This window comes from Acidipropionibacterium thoenii DSM 20276, assembly GCF_000423445.1.
GTDB classification, from domain to species: Bacteria; Actinomycetota; Actinomycetes; order Propionibacteriales; family Propionibacteriaceae; genus Acidipropionibacterium; species Acidipropionibacterium thoenii.
On the sequence record NZ_AUHZ01000011.1, the window covers coordinates 16,143 to 33,220 of the forward strand.

Here is a 17,078-nt window from a genome sequence, read left to right on the forward strand (position 1 = left end):
CCAGACATCTGGATAAGATCCACTATGACATCACTGGTGCAGTTGCTGATCGGTCTGCTGGCCCTGATCTGCGGCGCGGAGCTGGTCGTGCGCAATGGTTCGGCGATGGCGCTGAGGATGGGCGTCCCGCCGATGATCATCGGCCTGACGATCATCTCGATCGGCACCAGCACCCCGGAGCTGGCGGTCGGCGTCGACGCCATGAGAGCCAACGCCGGGTCCCTGGCGATCGGCAACATCGCCGGAACCAATGTCGTCAACCTGCTGCTCATCCTGGGCCTGTGCGCCCTGCTCAAACCTGTCCACTTCGACCGACGGACCCTGCTGCTGGACCTTCCCGGCGTCGTGCTGGTGGCTGTCCTGGGGATGGCCTTCGCCTGGGACGGGCAACTGCAGACCTGGGAGGGTATCCCGCTCACCCTGCTGGCGATCGTCTACACCGTGCTGCTCGGCTGGTGGTCCCGCCGCGACAAGACGGCATCCGGAACCGCCGCCCTGGACCCCGACGAGCTCATCGAGGACGCCGGGGGCGACGCCGGGCGCCGGCATGGCACCTGGTGGTACCTGATGCTGCTGGTGGTGGGGATCGCGGTGATCGTCGTCGGCGCCGACTGGTTGGTCGGCGGGGCGGAGTCGCTGGCCCGCTCGATGGGGGTCTCCGACGCCTTCATCGGGCTGACGGTGGTGGCGATCGGCACCTCGGCGCCGGAGCTGTTCACCGCGATCATCGCCAGCTTCCGCGGCGAGCGGGATCTGGCGATCGGCAACCTCATCGGTTCCAGCATCTACAACCTCACCCTGATCCTCGGCGTCCCGGTGCTGGTGGCCGGTGGATCGGGGCCGATCGACACCAGCCTGCTGAGGGTGGATCTGCCCATCATGGTCGGGGTCTGCTTCGCCTGCATCCCGCTGTTCTGGACCGGACGGCGTCTCTCCCGTGTCGAGGGCGGCCTGATGGTGGCCGGATACATCGCCTACTTCACCAGCCTGATCCTGATGCTGGACTGATCCCGACCCTCGACGGACTTGGCCGAACCGTTGGTGCACGGCCCGGCGTCGTGCCACTGTTGAGCAATGGGCAGAGACACCAGCTCCGTGAGGTACACCCGAGCCGAGCGCACCCAGTACCGGATCACGATGCGCGAGAACCTGGAGACCTTCGCGCGCTACCTCCCCAAGGCCAATTTCGCCCCCGCCGGGTCGATCGGCATGGAGATGGAGATGAACCTCATCGACCGCAACGGTCGCCCGGTACGCCGCGCGACCGAGACCCTCTCGGCGATCGACTCCAAGGACTTCACCACCGAACTCGGCGCCCACAATGTCGAGCTCAACCTGCCGGCCTTCCCGGTCGACGGGGAGAACCTGGACCGCGTCGAGCAGGCGCTGCGCGCCCGCCTCAAGACGGCCCAGGAGAGGGCCGGGGAGATCGGCATCCGGCTGCTGCCGATCGGCATCCTGCCGACCCTGACCGCCGAGGACCTGCGCCACCCGCACTGGCGCAACCCGGAGAACCGCTACCAGGCCCTCGACAACGCCATCCTCGAGGCCCGCGGCGAGGACATCACGATCCGTATCCAGGCCGACGAGGAGACCGACGTCGTCTTCACCTCGATCGCCCCCGAATCGGCCTGCACCTCGGTCCAACTGCATCTCCAGGTGACCCCCTCCGGCTTCGCCCCGACCTGGAACGCCGCTCAGGCGATCGCCGGGCCGCAGGTGGCGCTGTCGGCCAACTCGCCCTTCTTCCTGGGCCATGCCGGCTGGGCGGAGTCGCGGATCCCGGTGTTCACCCAGGCCGCTGACACCCGGCCCCCGGAGTTCATCAGCCAGGGGGTGCGGCCCAGGGTCTGGTTCGGGGAGCGCTGGATCAACAACGTCTTCGACCTGTGGGAGGAGAACGTCCGCTACTTCCCGGCCATCCTGCCCGAGTCCAGGCAGGCCGCCGGGGCCTCCCTGCTCGCCGAGGGCGGCGCTCCCAGGCTGCACGAGTTGGTGCTCCACAACGGCACGGTATGGCGCTGGAACCGGCCGATCTACGACCCCGGCAGGGGCGGCCGGCCCAACCTGAGGGTGGAGAACCGGGTGCTGGCCGCCGGTCCGACGATCGCCGACCAGATCGCCGATGCCGCCTTCTTCTACGGCCTGGTGACCCGGCTGGCCCGGCAGGTCCGGCCGATCTGGTCGCAGATGCCGTTCGCCGACGCCGAGGCGAACTTCACCGCCTGCTCCCACCACGGGTTGGACGCCGAGGTGAGCTGGCCCGGGGTCGGCCGGGTGGCGGTCTCCGAGCTGTTGGCCGAGGTGCTCATCCCGCTGGCCGCCAAGGGGCTGGACATGCTGGACGTCGATGGTGATCTCATCGAGAGGTACATGTCGGTGGTCACCGAGCGGGCGGTCTCCGGACGCAACGGGGCGGCCTGGCAGCGCCACGTCGTCTCCCAGCTGGAGAGCCAGGGACTGTCGCGCGAGGAGGCGCTGGCGCAGATGACCCGGCTGTACCGGGACCACCAGGACGTCGGCAACCCGGTGCACACCTGGTCGGTCAGCTGAGACCGGGCTGTCTGGCGAACCTGAGGGTGGCCACCTGGAAGGGCCGCAGGGTGACGCCGACCGCCTGGCCGGCCGAGGCCTCACGCAGCGACATGGTGATCGCGGTGGGCGCCACGAGGGCCTCCGGGGTGTCTGCCAGCGGCTCCTCCAGCAGATCGGTCTCCAGGGCGTCGGTGGCCATGAACCCGAGCAGCAGGCTGGCGGTGGCCCGCCGTCCGTAGGGTTCGCGGATCCTCACCACGACGTCTCCCGAGCCGTCCTCGGCCAGTTTGACCGCCTCCACCGCGACCCCGCCGGTGGCGCGGACCAGGGGTTCGACGGGGTGGCCGTGGCTGTGGTGCACCGGCAGGTTGAGGGCATAGCCGTCGGCCACCGCCTCGGGGATCGCGGCCCCGGGATGGATCGTGAAGGTGAAGTCGTGGGCGCCCTCGTCGGTGCGCGGATCCGGGTAGCGGGAGCCCTTGAGCAGGGAGGCGCGCACGGTGGAGTAGGTGCCCCCGGCGGGCTTGGCGTGCCGGTCCACGCTCCACCCGTAGGTCTGGGCATTGGCGATCGCCACCCCGAAGCCGGGCTCGCCGAGCTGGACCCATCGATGGGCGTGTACCTCGAACCGGTAGGCCTCCCATGAGGTGTTGGTGTGGGTGGGCCGCGTGATGTGACCCATCTCGATCTCGTAGTTGGCCTGGTCGGTGTGGACGTCGATCGGCCAGGCGAGCTTCAGCAGGGCGTCGCGCTCGTGCCAGTCGACGTGAACCCGGCTGTGCAGACGCGGGTCGCCGGGGTGGACGGTCAGCGTCTGGATCGCCGAGGAGTGCCCGAAGGTCCGCGACACAGTGACCGTGACCGATCCGTCGGCGGCCGCCGTGTCGCCCGGGTGACCGAGGACCTCGGCCTCTCCCTCATCGATGTCCGTCACCCGGTCGGCGTAGAAGATGTCGATGTCCCAGCCGTCCCACTTGTTGGGGAAGTCGGGGTGGATCTGCAGCAGGTTCCCGCGCTCGCCGGCTGGAATGACGTCGCGGTGACTGGACAGATCGATCAGATGGCGGATCAGGCCGCATCGGTCGATCTCCAGACGGATCAGGCCGTTGTCGACGACGATCCACTCGGCATCCTCTCTGACCTTCACCGGGTCCGGTGCCGTGGGCTCGGGGGAGACCACATCTGCTCCCATCGCCACCGTCATCTGCCCCGGCCGGGCCAGCGGGGAGGCATCGAAGACGATCTCACCGGCCCGGCTGCTGTGCTCGCCGGATTGACCGCCGATCCTGCTGGCGGCCTTGTCACGATCATGATCAGCGGCTGTGGTGGAGGTGGCCAGCAGGGTCTGGGCGGCGTCGATCAGATCGTTCAACTCCGCACTGATCGCCGCATGCCCGGCGATCACCTCCCGGTAGACCCAGGAGATCGCGGTGCCCGGCAGGATGTCGTGGAACTGGTAGAGGCAGACGGTTCGCCAGATCTCGGCCAGGCGCTCACCGGGGTAGTCCATCAGGCCGCGCACCGCGGCGGTGGCGCACCACAGCTCCGCCTCACGGAGCAGGCTCTCGTTGCGCCGGTTGCCGGCCTTGACCCGGGCCTGGTTGGTGAAGGTGCCCCGGTGCAGCTCCAGGTAGAGCTCGCCGACCCACACCGAGGGATCCTCGTGCTCGGCCTCGGCGTGGCCGAAGAAGGCCTGCGGGGTCTCGATCCGAACCCTGGGCGAGCCGTCCAGATCGGCGACCCGGGCCGCCTGGGCCAGCATCTCGCGGGTCGGACCGCCGCCTCCGTCGCCATAGCCGAACAGCAGCAGAGACCGTCGTGAACGGCCCTTGTCGGCGAAGTTGGAGCGGGCATGCTCAAGATCGTGGGCCGACAGATCCGAGCCGTAGGTGTCGGCCGGTGGGAAGTGGGTGAAGATCCGGGTGCCGTCGATCCCCTCCCACCAGAAGGAGTGATGGGGGAACCTGTCGACCTGGTTCCAGGAGATCTTCTGTGTGAGGAACCACCTCGCCCCGGCCAGCTTGGCCAGCTGCGGCAGTGCTCCGGAGTAGCCGAAGGAGTCGGGCAGCCAGACCTCCTGGCAGGCCTTCCCGAAGTTCTCGATGAAGTACCGCTGGCCGTAGAGCAGCTGCCGGCACATCGCCTCGCCGCTGGGCAGATTGGCATCCGACTCGACCCACATCCCGCCGACCGGGACGATCCTGCCGGCCTTGACGGCGCTCTGGAGTCGGGCGAACAGGTCGGGATGATCGGCCTGCAGCCAGGCGGAGTGCTGGGCGGCCGGAAAGGCGAAGATGTGCTCGGGATGGTCGGCGATCAGGTTGAGCTGGTTGGCGATGGTGCGGGCCACCTTGCGGCGGGTCTCGCGCAGCGGCCACAGCCAGGCCGAGTCGATGTGGGCATGGCCGGTGGCGCTCATCAGCTGGGCCGCCGACGACGCCGGGCGGGCCAGCGCGGGGGCCAGTTGCGAGCGGGCGGCAGGAGCGGTGGCGGGGATGTCCCACAGGTCCAGGCGGTCCATCGCCCGGTCCAGGGCCCGGCGGATCTCCCAGCGCCGCTCGGAGTCCTCGGGGAGCTCGGCGGCCAGCCCCGAGAGGGTGACGACGTCGGCGATCAGCTCGCGGACCTCGTCATGGACCACCACCAGGTCGGCTCGTCGCAGTGTGTAGTAGGGCTCGGTGGAGGCTGTCAGCTTGTCGCCGTCCTCGGTGGGCTGGAAGGGCGGGGAGGCCAGCAGGATCGGGTTGGAGGCCGCCTCCAGATAGATCTCGATGCGCCCCTGGTCGTCGGCCTCGACCGGCAGCCAGGTGTTGCGCGGGTTCAGGGCCTTGGTCACCGTGCCGTCGGGGCGGAGGGCCAGCCCCTCGGACTGGAAGCCGGGAGATTCCCACCTGCCGCCCAGATCGACGACCAGCTCCAGGTGGGGAGCGGGGAAGTGCTGCCCTCGCGCCCCCTGGCTGCGAAGCCCCTCGGGCACCGTCGCCCGTAGCCGGAACCAGGTGGTGCCCCAGGGCGGGCCCCACGGATCGCCGACCTGGAAGGGCTGGTAGTCCAGTGCCAGACCCTCCGCGCAGCTGATCGGCTCACCCTGGCCGACCACGCCGGGGCGGGCCGAGTCATCAGGAGAGCCTGCCGGATCACTGACCGGTGCCCACGCCACCTCCAGCTGGCACACCGTGGCCAGCTCGGCGGGACGGATCTTCTCGGCCAGGTGACGCCGGACCCTGGCGTCGAGGATGTCGCCGTTGTCATGCATGGTTCCAGCCTGTCACGAGGACGGCGACTGCGCAGATCACTCCGCAGACGGGGCCTCGTGCACGCACAGCTGCACAGACCCCCGTCTGCGGAGTGATCTGCGCACCCGATCCGCGAAAAAGGGGTGATGAGACCTCCGGCAGCTCAGGCGAAGTGCGCTGCGCCCTCCCGGCGGACCCCCTCCGGCAGCGGGCCCCGGTAGCCGGCCGGGATGTGGGCGCAGCTGGGGTCGGAGGCCAGGTAGTCCCCGGTCATCGCATAGGCGGTGGATCGCGAACCGCCGCAGAAGTGGTTGAACTCGCAGACCCCGCACTTCCCGTGGAAGCCCGAGGGATCGCGCAGTGCCCTCATCACCGCCGAGTCCCGGTAGATCTCGGCGAACGGGCGTTCCTTCACCGACCCGCAGTGGATCGGGAGGAACCCCGAGGGGTAGACGTCGCCGACGTGATCGATGAAGACGAACCCTGATCCCGAGTTGATCGCCAGCGGGGTGCGCGGCGGCCGGGGCTTGTCGATGTGCTCGCCGAGCAGGGCGGTGGTCTCGCGGGTCAGCCACTGATAGAGCTGGCCGTGACGCACCGGCTCGGCCTCGCCTCTCTCCACCGCGGCGCGCTGGAAGGCGATCCGGCGGTACTGCGGGGCCTCGGTGGTCTTGATCGCGATCCGCGTCGAGTTGTCGTGCAGCCAGTAGAGAACGTCCTCGCGCTCGTAGGGCGAGAGCATGTCCAGGTGGGCGCCGCGACCGGTGGGCACCAGCATGAATGTGTAGAACATGAAGGCGCCCAGATCGATGGCGTTCTTCATCATCTGTGGGCCGTCGTGGATGTTCTTGGCGGTGAACACGGTGTTGAGCTGGAACCTCATGCCCAGTTCGTTGAGCATCTGGCAGGCCTCGACGGTCCGGTCGAAGGTGCCGGGGATGCCGCGGAAGGCGTCATGGCTGGCCGCCGTCCCGCCGTCCAGGGACATCGACAGCATCGAGACCCCGGCGTCCTGGAGACCCTTGACGCGGTCGCGGGTGAACAGCGGGGTCACCGAGGGGGAGACCGAGACGTGCAGTCCCTGGGAGACGCCGTAGGCCGCCAGCTCGTTGAGGTCCTTGCGCTCGAAGCAGTCCCCACCGGAGAGCACCAGCATCGGGTAGGGCCGGTCGTAGCTGGCCAGCTGGTCCATCAGGTGCTTGCCCTGGGCGGTGGTGAGCTCGCCGGGGGCGGCCTCGTGCTGGGCGTCGGCCCGGCAGTGCTTGCACACCAGGGCGCAGGCCCGGGTCACCTCCCAGATGACGATGAAGGGCTTCTGGGACAGGTCGTGCTTGATCTCGCGGACCAGCGGGTGGCCTCCGGGGTGGCCGGGATGACCCCCGGGATGGCCGGGGTGACCGCCGGGATGGCCGGGCTGGGCCGTACCGGGGATCGCCGCGGGGTGGGACGCCGAGGCTGGCTGAGTGGTACTGGACACGGGAACTCCTACTCCGAGGGATTCGACGTCAGGTTCGACGATCAACTCCTCAAGCAATCACTCAACGGTACGTAATGGCTCCGGTGCTCTGGTCGGCGGGGTCCCTCGTGGGCTTCCCACGGGTGGGAGGGGGCCCGCTTGTGGAGTTCTTACCGAACCGTAGGTTCGGCTTGTGGGGTGGTCTCGCCACCCCCCAGAATGAGGATTCCACGCACCATCTCCATCTGGAGGTCTCATGACCGAGACTCAGCTCGTCGCAGGATCGCGCTCTCAGCCCGGGCCCGGCCGGCCCTCCCGACTCTCTGCCGGGACGCCGGGTCAGGCGACCGGGGAGACCCCGACGGGCGAGTCCGAGGCGACCGCGACCAGCCCCTCCGGCCGCCTCGCCCAGCTGGGCCCCGACCCCTCGATGGTCCAGATCCTCACCCCCCAGGGCCTCTGGCACGACCACCCCGACTACCCCATCGAGCTGTCGCCCGATCAGCTGCGTGACGCTCTGGAGAAGATGGTGATGGCACGGCGTCTCGACCTCGAGGGGACCAACCTCCAACGTCACGGGGAGCTGGCCCTGTGGCCCCCGCTGCGGGGCCAGGAGGCCACCCAGGCCGGCGCCTATCTTGCGGTCGGCCACCTCGACCAGATCTTCCCGACCTACCGGGAGCAGGGTCTGGTGCACTGGATGGGAGTCAGCCTGCCCGAGATCCTGGCCACCTGGCGGGCCTCGGCGATCTGCCCCTGGGACACCGTGGCGACCCGCTGCTCGGCCTATCCGGTGATGATCGGCTCCAGCGCCCTGCACGGCGTCGGCTATGCGATGGGGATTCAACGTGACGGGATGACCGGCCACGTCGAGACCAGCGGTGACCTCGACACCAGCCAGGACGCCGCCGTGATGCTCTTCCACGGGGACGGTTCGATGAGCCAAGGAGACGTCAACGAGGCCTACGTTTTCGCCGCCGCCAACAACGCCCCGATCGTGTTCTGCTGCATCAACAACCAGTACGCCATCTCCGAGCCGACCAGCCTGATCGCCCGCGCCCCGCTGTTCTCCCGGGCGGCCGGGTTCGGTATCCGCTCGGTCCAGGTCGACGGCAATGACATCGTCGCGATGGCCGCGGTGATGCGCGAGGCGATGCGTCGGGCCCGGGCCGGTGAGGGGCCCACCTTCGTCGAGGCCTTCACCTACCGGATGGGGGCCCACACCACCACCGACGACCCCACCCGCTACCGCACCAGGGCCGAGGAGGAGCACTGGGCGGCCCTCGATCCGATCTCGAGGTTGCAGAGCTACCTGTTGGACGCCGGTGAGATCGACCGGGGCTGGCTGGCCGCCCTGGATCAGCGGGCCGAGGCTTTCGGGGCCGAGGTGCGGGCCGCCATCGGCCAGATTCCCGAGCCCGATCTGGTCGCCGAACTGGGCAATGTCTACGTCGACCCGACCCCGGAGATCCTGGCCCAGCAGCAGGAGCTGACCGAGTGGCTGGCCGCCGACTCCGACCTTCCCGAGGCCTCTGCCAGCACCGATGGAGAGACCCGCCGATGAGCATCCTCACCCTCGCCAAGGCCCTCAACTCGGGGCTCCACGACTCCCTGGCCGACGATCCCAAGGTCGTCCTGATGGGGGAGGACATCGGCACCCTGGGCGGTGTCTTCCGGATCACCGACGGGCTGAAGTCCGAGTTCGGCGCTGACCGGGTGGTCGACACCCCGCTGGCCGAGTCCGGCATCGTGGGGACCGCGATCGGGCTGGCGATGCGCGGCTACCGGCCGTGCGTGGAGATCCAGTTCGACGGATTCCACGCCCCGGCCTTCGACCAGATCGTCTCCCAGCTGGCCCGCTACCGCTCCCGGGTCGGTGGCGCCTGGTCGCTGCCGGTGACGGTGCGGATCCCCTTCGGCGGAGGGATCGGTTCCCCCGAGCACCACTCGGAGTCCCCGGAGGCGTTCTACACCGGCGTCCCCGGCCTCAAGGTGGTGGCCTGCGCCAGCCCCGATGACGCCTACTGGATGCTGCGACAGGCGATCGCCTCCCCCGATCCGGTGATCTTCTTCGAGCCCAAGCGTCGCTACTACGCCCGCGGCCCGGTCTCCGAGGTGGCCAGCCTGGAGATGGGCCGGGCCAAGGTGATCCGGCCCGGTTCCGATGCGACGGTGCTGGCCTACGGCCCGATGGTCCAGACCTGCGTGGAGGCCGCCGATGCCGCGGCCGAGGAGGGCACCAGCCTGGAGGTCATCGACCTGCGCTCGCTGGCCCCCCTCGACATGGCCACCATCGAGGCCTCGGTGCGCCGCACCACCCGCTGTGTCGTGGTGCACGAGGCCCCCAAGTCTGGTGCACTGGGTGCCGAGATCGCCGCCCGGCTCGCAGAGGACCTCTACTACGTGATGGAGGCCCCGGTGCTGCGGGTCGCCGGGTGGGACATCCCCTACCCGCCGAGCCGCGCCGAGGCGAACCATCTTCCCGACGTCGACCGGGTGCTGGACGCCGTCGACCGCTCGTTGGCTTTCTGAGGAGAAGACGTGAAGAACTACCGGATGCCCGACCCGGGCGAGGGGCTCACCGAGGCCGAGGTCGTCTCCTGGCGGGTCGCGGCCGGGGACACCGTGGCCATCAATGACGTGCTGCTGGAGGTCGAGACCGCCAAGTCGATCGTCGAGCTGCCCAGCCCGTTCGCCGGGGTGGTCGAGAAGCTGGTCGCCGCGGAGGGGGAGATGGTGCCGGTCGGTGGCACCCTGGTGCTCATCGACGAGGGCGGAGACGACGACGGCGAGCCCGAGCTGCTGGTCGGCCACATCCCCGGCGCGGACTCGGGACGCCGACGTCGTCGCCGCGGTGGCGCTGCGGCGGCCCAGGATGGCGGCCCGGCGGCCCCGGCCGATCCGCCCGCTGCCTCCCAGGCTCCGGCCACCGAGGCCGTGGCCCCTGCCCCAGAGCCGCCAGCAGCACACGAGCCGCCAGCAGCACACGAGCCGCCAGCAGTTGCGGAGCCCGTGGCAGAGGTTCCGACCCCGCCGCGGGCCGACCGCAGCGAGGGCCCCGGCCACGTGCTGGCCAAGCCGCCGGCCCGGCGACTGGCCAAGGATCTCGACATCGATCTGACCCGGGTGACCGGCTCCGGACCGGATGGCGTCATCACCCGTACCGATGTCAAGGCCGCTGCCGGGCACCGCGATGTCGCCACACCGTCGACTGCAGCTCCGGCTGCACACTCGGCTGCACCGGCGGCCGTGCCGGCCGGTGAGCAGCCACCGGCCCCTGAGGGCCTCTCCCTGTCACCGGCCCAGCGTCGACTGCTGGACGGCGACCCCACCAACGCCGAGGGCTCCGAGCACCGGGTGCGCATCCAGGGTGTCCGCAAGGTCACCGCGATCGCGATGAAGGACTCCATCGACACCAAGGCGCTGGTCACCAGCTTCATCACCGCCGACGTCTCGGCGACGATGGACCTTGTCGAGAAGCTGCGCAATGACCGCAAGTTCAAGGGTCTTCGCGTCTCCCCGTTGACGGTGTGGTGCAAGGCCGCCTGCCTGGCGATGACCCGCACCCCGGTCATCAACGCCCGCTGGGACGACGAGTCCGGGGAGATCGTCTACAACCGCGACATCAACCTGGGCATCGCCGCGGCCACCCCGCGCGGCCTGATGGTTCCGGTGCTGCGCGGCGCCCAGGACATGAACCTTTACGAGATCGCCTCGGAGCTGACCCGGATCGTCGCGGTCGCCAAGCAGGACCGGTTGCAGCCCTCCGACTACTCCGGGGGGACCTTCTCGATCTCCAATGTCGGGGTCTTCGGGTTGGACGCCGGCACCCCGGTGGTCAACCGGACCGAGTCGGCGCTGCTGGTGCTCGGTGCGATCAGTCGGCGGCCCTGGGTGGTCGGCAGCGGGGACCAGGAGAAGATCGTGCCCCGCTGGGTGACGACCATGAGCCTGGGCTTCGACCACCGGCTGGTCGATGGCGAGCAGGGTTCGATCTTCCTGCACGACGTCGCCGAGATCCTCTCGGATCCCGCCACCGCCCTGATGTACTGACGCCGATCAGCCCGAGATGGCTGCAGCCCCGCCTCTGTGGAGGCGGGGCTGCAGCCATCTCGGGAAGGATCCCTCGATCAGCTCTGGAGACTGGGATCGGATGCGCCCGGTTCCGGCCTGCCGGCCCCGTCACCGTCGATGAAGTGATTGCGCAGGTCCCTGGAGTACTCGCTGGTGCGGATCAGCGCCACGATGTACTCCAGCTGGAGGCGGGAGACCGCGATCGCCAGCAAGGCTGGAATCCAGCCGAGCAGCAGGGCGAGCAGTCCGAGGATCGGGGTCCAGGAGGAGAACCCTGCGATGATCGCGCCGAGGTACCACAGGGCCACCACGACGATCACCAGGATGTAGACCACCTTGACGATGATCGGGGTGACGAACTTGGTGAAGGTGAGGTCGAAGAGGTTCGACAGGAAGCTCGGGGCCTTCGGCGAGGCAGGCCGGGAAGCAGCCTGTGATGCCGGCGGATAGCCGCCTGGCGGAGCTCCGAAGCCACCCTGTTGGGGATACTGCCCCGGGGCGGACGGGCCCTGGTCGTTCGGGCCCGGGTTGTAGGAGGCCGACCCGTAGCTCCCGGCCCCGTACTGACCGGCCTCGTACTGGCCCGCTGAGGGCTGACCGGGGCCGGCGGGGTACCCCGGTTGCTGACCGGAGGGCGACCACTGCCCCGGCTGGCTCTGCTGGCCCGGCTGTCCGGGTTGGCCGAGGCCGCCCGGCTGGGACCCGCTCAGATCAGAGGTCGGTTCTGACTGCCAGGCCGGCGGCTGGCCCGCCGAGGACTGGGGCGCCGGTCCGGTGCCTGACTGCGGTGACGTCGTGCTCGACGGGGATGATCCGGGAATGGGCCCCCAGTCCCCGGAGGAGCGAATGGCGGTCTGATCCAGATCCTCCTGGTCCCCTCGCTGGGGATCCTGCTGATTCTGGGCATCGCCGGACTGCGGGGAGCTCGGCTGGTCGTTCCAGGAGCTCGGCTTCCACTGGTTGTCATCAGTCATGGCCACATTGTGCCGGGGCCCGTGCCAGCTGTTCAGTGGTTCACCTCACAGCGAGGAGCCCGCCCACCGCCGGTCGACCCGCTTGGAGATGTCGCAGGTGATCTCGTAGCTGATCGTCCCGGTGCTCTCGGCGAGGTCATCGGCGGTGATGGTCTGGTCGCCCTGGGAGCCGATCAGGACCACCTCATCATCCACTGAGAACTCGCAGGCACCGTCGTCAGGGGCGGGCCCCAGATCCACCATGATCTGATCCATGCACACCCGCCCGGCCACCGGATGCCGATGGCCTCTGATGAGCACCTGCCCACGATTGGACAGCAGCCGCGGATAGCCGTCGGCATAGCCCACCGGAACGGTGGCGATGAGGCTGCGCCGCGATGCGGTCCAGGTGCGCCCGTAGCCGATCGTGGTGCCGGCCTCGACGGTCTTGAGGAAGGAGATGTGGCTCGTCCAGCTCAGGGCCGGCCGCAGATCGAGCTGCTGGGAGTTCGGGCCAGCAGGATCGGGGTCGTAGCCGTAACCGACGATCCCAGCCCGCACCATCGTCGTGCCACTCAGCTCATGGCCGAGAATCGCTCCGGAGTTGGCCATGTGCACCTGGGGGATCGGCCCTCGATCGGCCTGCACGTCGGCGACGGCACCGAGGAACCGGTCGATCTGGGCGATGGTGAACTCGCGGCCGGCCGGCACGTCGCTGATCGGCAGGTGGGTGAAGACCCCCTCCAGCTCCAGATGGGCGCTGCGGTCCACCGCCGCGACCACCTCGCCGAGCTGTTCCGGCGGCAGCCCGATCCGGCCCATCCCGGAGTCCACCCCGATGTGCACCCGGGCATGTCCGCCGCAGCGGGCGGCGGCATCCTCGGCCTGGTCGACGGTCGGACCGTCCAGCACGGTGAGGCGCAGCCCGGCCGTCACTGCGGCGTCCAGATCCCACGGGTCGGCCGGCGACAGCTTGAGGATGGGCAGCGTCACCCCCGCCTCGACCAGTTCCTGGCCCTCGGCGACAGTGGCGACCGCCAGCCAGTCGGCCGCCCCGGTGGCCTGGACCTCGCGGGCCACCGCGACCGCCCCGTGACCATAGGCGTCGGCCTTGACGGCGAACAGCACATCGCGGTGCCCGGCGCGCTCGCGCACCAGCCCCAGGTTGTGGACGATGGCAGACAGGTCAACGGTGGCGTGGGAGGGCGATGGGCAACGCGACATGGCGGCAATTCTCCCACCGGGGGCGCATCATGGGGGCCGTCTCACCGGCGAGGCGGCGCCCCGCTCGCCCTGGCGCCGAGGCGAACCGGACCAGGGGTCCAGGTCGGCCTGCTACCTCGGACGACGGCTGGGGAACTGGGTCTTGGCGTAGCGGGCGACATTCCAGGTGGTGACGCCGTCGGCGGTGGCCGCGATCCCACCGCCGATCACCGGGATGCGTCGCCCGATGAACTGGGGGACCTGCTTGCCGGCGGCCTGACCGATGAGCACCTGGAGGATCCGGGTCGCGACCGTCTTCTCGAGGTCGGGGTCGGAGACCGGGGCGGTGGCGATGCCCATCGGGGAGCTGGGCAGGTCGCCCTTGCTCACCAGTTGATCCACCTCGCTCCTGGCCAGCAGGCAGGTCATCACGGCGCTGCGGACCCGCTGATCATCGAGGTCGTAACCCCGCAGATGAGCGATACTGGCCACCATCCGGGCCTGCACGATCGCCACCCCGGAGATATTGGCTGGAATGCCCACCACCGCCGTCATCAGGCCGCCGACATTGGAGACGAAACCCTGGGCGCCGGCCAGCGCGACATGCTCGCCGACCAGGTAGGTGATGGAGGAGTCGACGTCGCCGCCCTTGCGGTTGAGGGTCTTGGAGGCCGCGTGACGGGCGCCGGGGAGGTTGGGGGCGCCGTCGATGGCGAAGCTGAGCACCGAGCGCAGCAGGGAGACCGCCACTAATGGCGCCATGCTGGGAACCTGGGTCATCAAGGCCTTACCGATATCGCTGCCGAACCCCATTGAACTTCCTCCTCGCGCAGACCATCCGATCCGCGGTTCAAGGTCATATTGAGTCAAGGTTAAGGGGTCGGCTCAACTCGCGGTCCCCGGTGCACGGATGGCGCCGCATCGATCAGACCGTCGCGATCTCCTGGCTGGGATGCCGGGGTGACACACTGGCCCGGTGACCACACCTGAGCTGTTCGGCGACCCGGACCAGTGGCCCGAGCAGGACCTGGTGGCGATCTCCGGGGCCTTCGGCCCGCACCTGGTGCTGGCCGCCCTGCGCGAAGGAGTCTTCCCGATGCCGGTGGACGGCCCGGAGGTGCCCGCCGAGCTGAGGGACGGGATGGGCTGGTGGTCACCGCTGAAGAGGGCGAATCTGCCCCTGGACCGGATCCGGGTGAGCTCCAGCCTGCGCAAGTCCGCCAGGCGCTACAGCACCACCGTCGACCGGGACTTCGAGGCGGTTCTGGAGGGCTGTGCCGACCCGCATCGTCCGCTCGGCTGGATCGATGACCGGATCCGGCAGGCCTATCTGTTCCTGCATGAGCGGGGACACGTCCACTCGGTGGAGACCTGGGACCGTCAGGGACGCCTGGTCGGCGGGCTCTACGGCGTCTCGGTCGGGGGGCTGTTCTCGGGGGAGTCCATGTTCCACGACCCCGAGCACGGCACGGACGCCTCCAAGACCGCCCTGATCCGGCTCGCGGTGGAACTGGCCGCCACCGAACCGCGGCTCCTCGACGTCCAGTGGCTCACCGACCATCTGGCGAGTCTGGGGGCTGTCGAACAGCCACGGGAGAGCTATCTGGAGGACCTCGACGGGGTGCTCGGAGCCGGACCGGTGCGATGGACCCCGCCCACTGCGGAGGCCTGGTCAGGAACCCGGCTGCTGGCCTCCTTCGACTCCCGTCCCGGTATCCGAGCGGCCGGGCCCGGACCTTCTGGACCCGGCCTCGACAGCTCCTGATCGCGAGTGCACCGGTTCATCGTCTCGACGCCGCGCAGCATCTCGGCCATCGCTGCGGTCCACAGGTCCGCGGCTGCTGTCAGCGTCCGCCTGAAGTGACTGGTCGTGGCCTGATCGGGCCCCGCCTCGTCGTGCTCGGGGAATCGGATGGCCGACAGCTGTTGCCAGATTGCGGTGAGCTCGACCGAGATGTCCTGCCGTGCTGCGGCCATCGCGTCGATCCCGCCGACCAGCGCGGTGAACTCGGTCTCCACGGTGTGAGGGTCGTGGGCCCGACGCCGGCGGTCCGGCCGCGGCGTCGGTGGCCGGCCAGCGCAAGGCGAGCTGATGGTTGCACCGGCGGTCGAGCGGGCCCGGCTCACCAGCGCCGAGTGGATCTCCTCCAGGCTCTGCCCGATGGTGTCGATCTGGCAGTCGAAGACCGGGTAGACGCGGCAGAAGGCCACCAGATCAGGCTCCGACCAGGCGGGCCGTAGACCACTGAGGATCTGACCCAGGCCCAGCTGGATGTCAGCGATCCGGGAGTGTGCGGCGTCCACCAGCTCGACCCCGGCCAGCAGATCCGAGGCCAGCAGATCCCGGGCCGGCTGATCCGGGGCTGGTTGATCGGGGGACCGCCCTGATCGCCCGTCCGGCATCGCGGTACTGCTGGAAGTCATGGCAGCTCCTCCCGTCGAAGGCCCCACCGGTTCTCGGACTGTCCAGGTGGGCGGTGGCGATGCCGGTACGCCGGCTCCACCACCGGGCCACCGGTGGGCACGACGATAGGCACCGGCGGGGTCAGGGGGACCAGCGGGGTCGACGACGCGGACGGGGCGATTCCGCATAGGCTTGCCGGGTGCTCGGATATTTCGGTCCCGCCGGGACATTCACCCATCAGGCTCTGAAGACCCTCGGCAAGCTCGATGCCCGGCCGTTCAGCTCGGTGACCACCGCGATGGCGGCCGCCAAGGCCGGTGAGGTGGAGGCCTCCCTGGTGCCGATCGAGAACTCGGTGGAGGGCGGCGTCTCGGCCACCCTCGACACGCTGGCCTCGATGGGCGGCCTGCAGATCCTGCGCGAGGTCGTCATCCCGGTCCAGTTCGGCCTCTACGTGCGCCCGGGAACGACTCTGGAGGGCGTCCGCCAGGTGTTGACCCACTCCCATGCCGCCGCGCAGTGCCGCGGCTGGCTGGCCGACCACCTGCCCAAGGACGCCGACATCACCGAGAGCGGATCGACCGCAGGGGCCGCCAAGGAGGTCTCCCAGCCGTTCTCCCGCTATGACGCCGCGATCTGCGCGCCGATCGCCGCCGAGATGTACCACCTGGTGGCGGCCGCCGAGAACATCGCCGACAATGCCGATGCGCACACCCGCTTCGTGCTGGTCGGCCCGCGCGGCACGCTGCCCCCGCGCACCGGGGACGACCGCACCACGGTGGTCGCCTACATGCGCGAGGACCATTCCGGGGCGCTGCTGGACATCCTCCACCAGTTCGCCTTCCGCGGGATCAACCTGTCGCGCATCGAGTCGCGCCCCACCAAGGACCAGCTGGGCTCCTACTCCTTCTCCATCGACGCCGTCGGCCATGTCGACGACGAGCGGATGGCAGCCGCTCTCAAAGGCCTGCACCGGGTGTGCCGACAGGTGGTCTTCCTCGGTTCCTATCCGCACGCGGTGATCGACGGAGAGCCGGTGGTCGCCCAGGTGCCGACTCCCGACAGTTCCACCGACCTGGCCTATCGCCAGGCGGAGACCTGGTTCGCCGAGGTGACGGGGCGTCGGGCCCCGGATCGGATCAGGGTCGACTGACCGGGGGCAGTGGCCCGGCCCTGGCGCGACCGGGAGTGGCCGGCGCCGCGTGATCCCTGTCCGG

At 69.6% G+C, this 17,078-nt stretch carries 12 protein-coding genes; 7 read left to right on the top strand and 5 right to left on the bottom strand.

Translation table 11 applies throughout. From position 1 onward, the window contains the following. Positions 1-24 precede the first annotated feature (24 nt). Both G554_RS0104760 and G554_RS0104765 read left to right on the top strand, forming a co-directional pair. The gene (locus G554_RS0104760; RefSeq protein WP_027587013.1) at positions 25-1,008 is read left to right on the top strand and encodes a calcium/sodium antiporter; all 984 of its coding nucleotides are present in this window, start codon (positions 25-27) and stop codon (positions 1,006-1,008) included. Between the two features lie 87 nt (positions 1,009-1,095). Beyond that, positions 1,096-2,553 carry a glutamate-cysteine ligase family protein gene (locus tag G554_RS0104765; protein ID WP_245569949.1) on the top strand — a complete coding sequence of 486 codons (1,458 nt, stop codon included), beginning with the start codon at positions 1,096-1,098 and terminating at the stop codon, positions 2,551-2,553. Here G554_RS0104765 and G554_RS0104770 read toward each other — a convergent pair. Together G554_RS0104770 and G554_RS0104775 are read right to left on the bottom strand one after the other, a co-directional pair. Beyond that, positions 2,546-5,791, bottom strand: a complete 3,246-nt coding sequence (locus tag G554_RS0104770) for an alpha-mannosidase (RefSeq protein WP_027587015.1) — start codon at positions 5,789-5,791, stop codon at positions 2,546-2,548. The two genes, G554_RS0104765 and G554_RS0104770, sit on opposite strands and share 8 nt — an antisense overlap. 143 nt (positions 5,792-5,934) lie before the next feature. After that, on the bottom strand, positions 5,935-7,248 hold the full coding sequence (locus tag G554_RS0104775) for a TIGR04053 family radical SAM/SPASM domain-containing protein (protein WP_036924664.1): 1,314 nt from the start codon (positions 7,246-7,248) through the stop codon (positions 5,935-5,937). Between the two features lie 409 nt (positions 7,249-7,657). Between G554_RS0104775 and G554_RS14725 the strand changes: the two genes are divergently transcribed. From G554_RS14725 to G554_RS0104790, 3 genes are read left to right on the top strand one after another with little or no spacing between them, the layout of a single operon-like run. Continuing rightward, complete coding sequence (locus tag G554_RS14725; protein ID WP_051232481.1) at positions 7,658-8,791, top strand: thiamine pyrophosphate-dependent enzyme; 1,134 nt, start codon at positions 7,658-7,660, stop codon at positions 8,789-8,791. Next, positions 8,788-9,759 (top strand): alpha-ketoacid dehydrogenase subunit beta, encoded by a 972-nt coding sequence (locus G554_RS0104785; RefSeq protein ID WP_027587017.1) that lies wholly within the window; start codon positions 8,788-8,790, stop codon positions 9,757-9,759. Before G554_RS14725 ends, G554_RS0104785 begins: the two co-directional genes overlap by 4 nt. 24 nt (positions 9,760-9,783) lie before the next feature. Then, positions 9,784-11,280 carry a dihydrolipoamide acetyltransferase family protein gene (locus G554_RS0104790; protein ID WP_027587018.1) on the top strand — a complete coding sequence of 499 codons (1,497 nt, stop codon included), beginning with the start codon at positions 9,784-9,786 and terminating at the stop codon, positions 11,278-11,280. A gap of 77 nt (positions 11,281-11,357) precedes the next feature. Here G554_RS0104790 and G554_RS16655 read toward each other — a convergent pair whose 3' ends face one another. The 3 genes from G554_RS16655 to G554_RS0104805 form a co-directional block, all read right to left on the bottom strand. Beyond that, positions 11,358-12,275 carry a DUF4282 domain-containing protein gene (locus tag G554_RS16655; protein WP_051232450.1) on the bottom strand — a complete coding sequence of 306 codons (918 nt, stop codon included), beginning with the start codon at positions 12,273-12,275 and terminating at the stop codon, positions 11,358-11,360. Positions 12,276-12,320: 45 nt separating this feature from the next. Beyond that, complete coding sequence (alr, locus tag G554_RS0104800; RefSeq protein ID WP_027587019.1) at positions 12,321-13,478, bottom strand: alanine racemase; 1,158 nt, start codon at positions 13,476-13,478, stop codon at positions 12,321-12,323. 111 nt (positions 13,479-13,589) lie between these two features. Next, a complete protein-coding gene (locus tag G554_RS0104805; RefSeq protein ID WP_027587020.1) occupies positions 13,590-14,270 on the bottom strand; it encodes an EcsC family protein in 681 nt (226 codons plus the stop codon). Between the two features lie 163 nt (positions 14,271-14,433). On the opposite strand from G554_RS0104805, the gene aat reads away from it, so the two are divergent. Both aat and pheA read left to right on the top strand, forming a co-directional pair. Further along, entirely contained in the window at positions 14,434-15,222 is a 789-nt protein-coding gene (gene aat, locus G554_RS14735) for a leucyl/phenylalanyl-tRNA--protein transferase (RefSeq protein ID WP_051232452.1), read from the top strand. Between the two features lie 838 nt (positions 15,223-16,060). Then, the gene (pheA, locus tag G554_RS0104830; RefSeq protein WP_027587021.1) at positions 16,061-17,014 is read left to right on the top strand and encodes a prephenate dehydratase; all 954 of its coding nucleotides are present in this window, start codon (positions 16,061-16,063) and stop codon (positions 17,012-17,014) included. Positions 17,015-17,078: the final 64 nt, after the last annotated feature.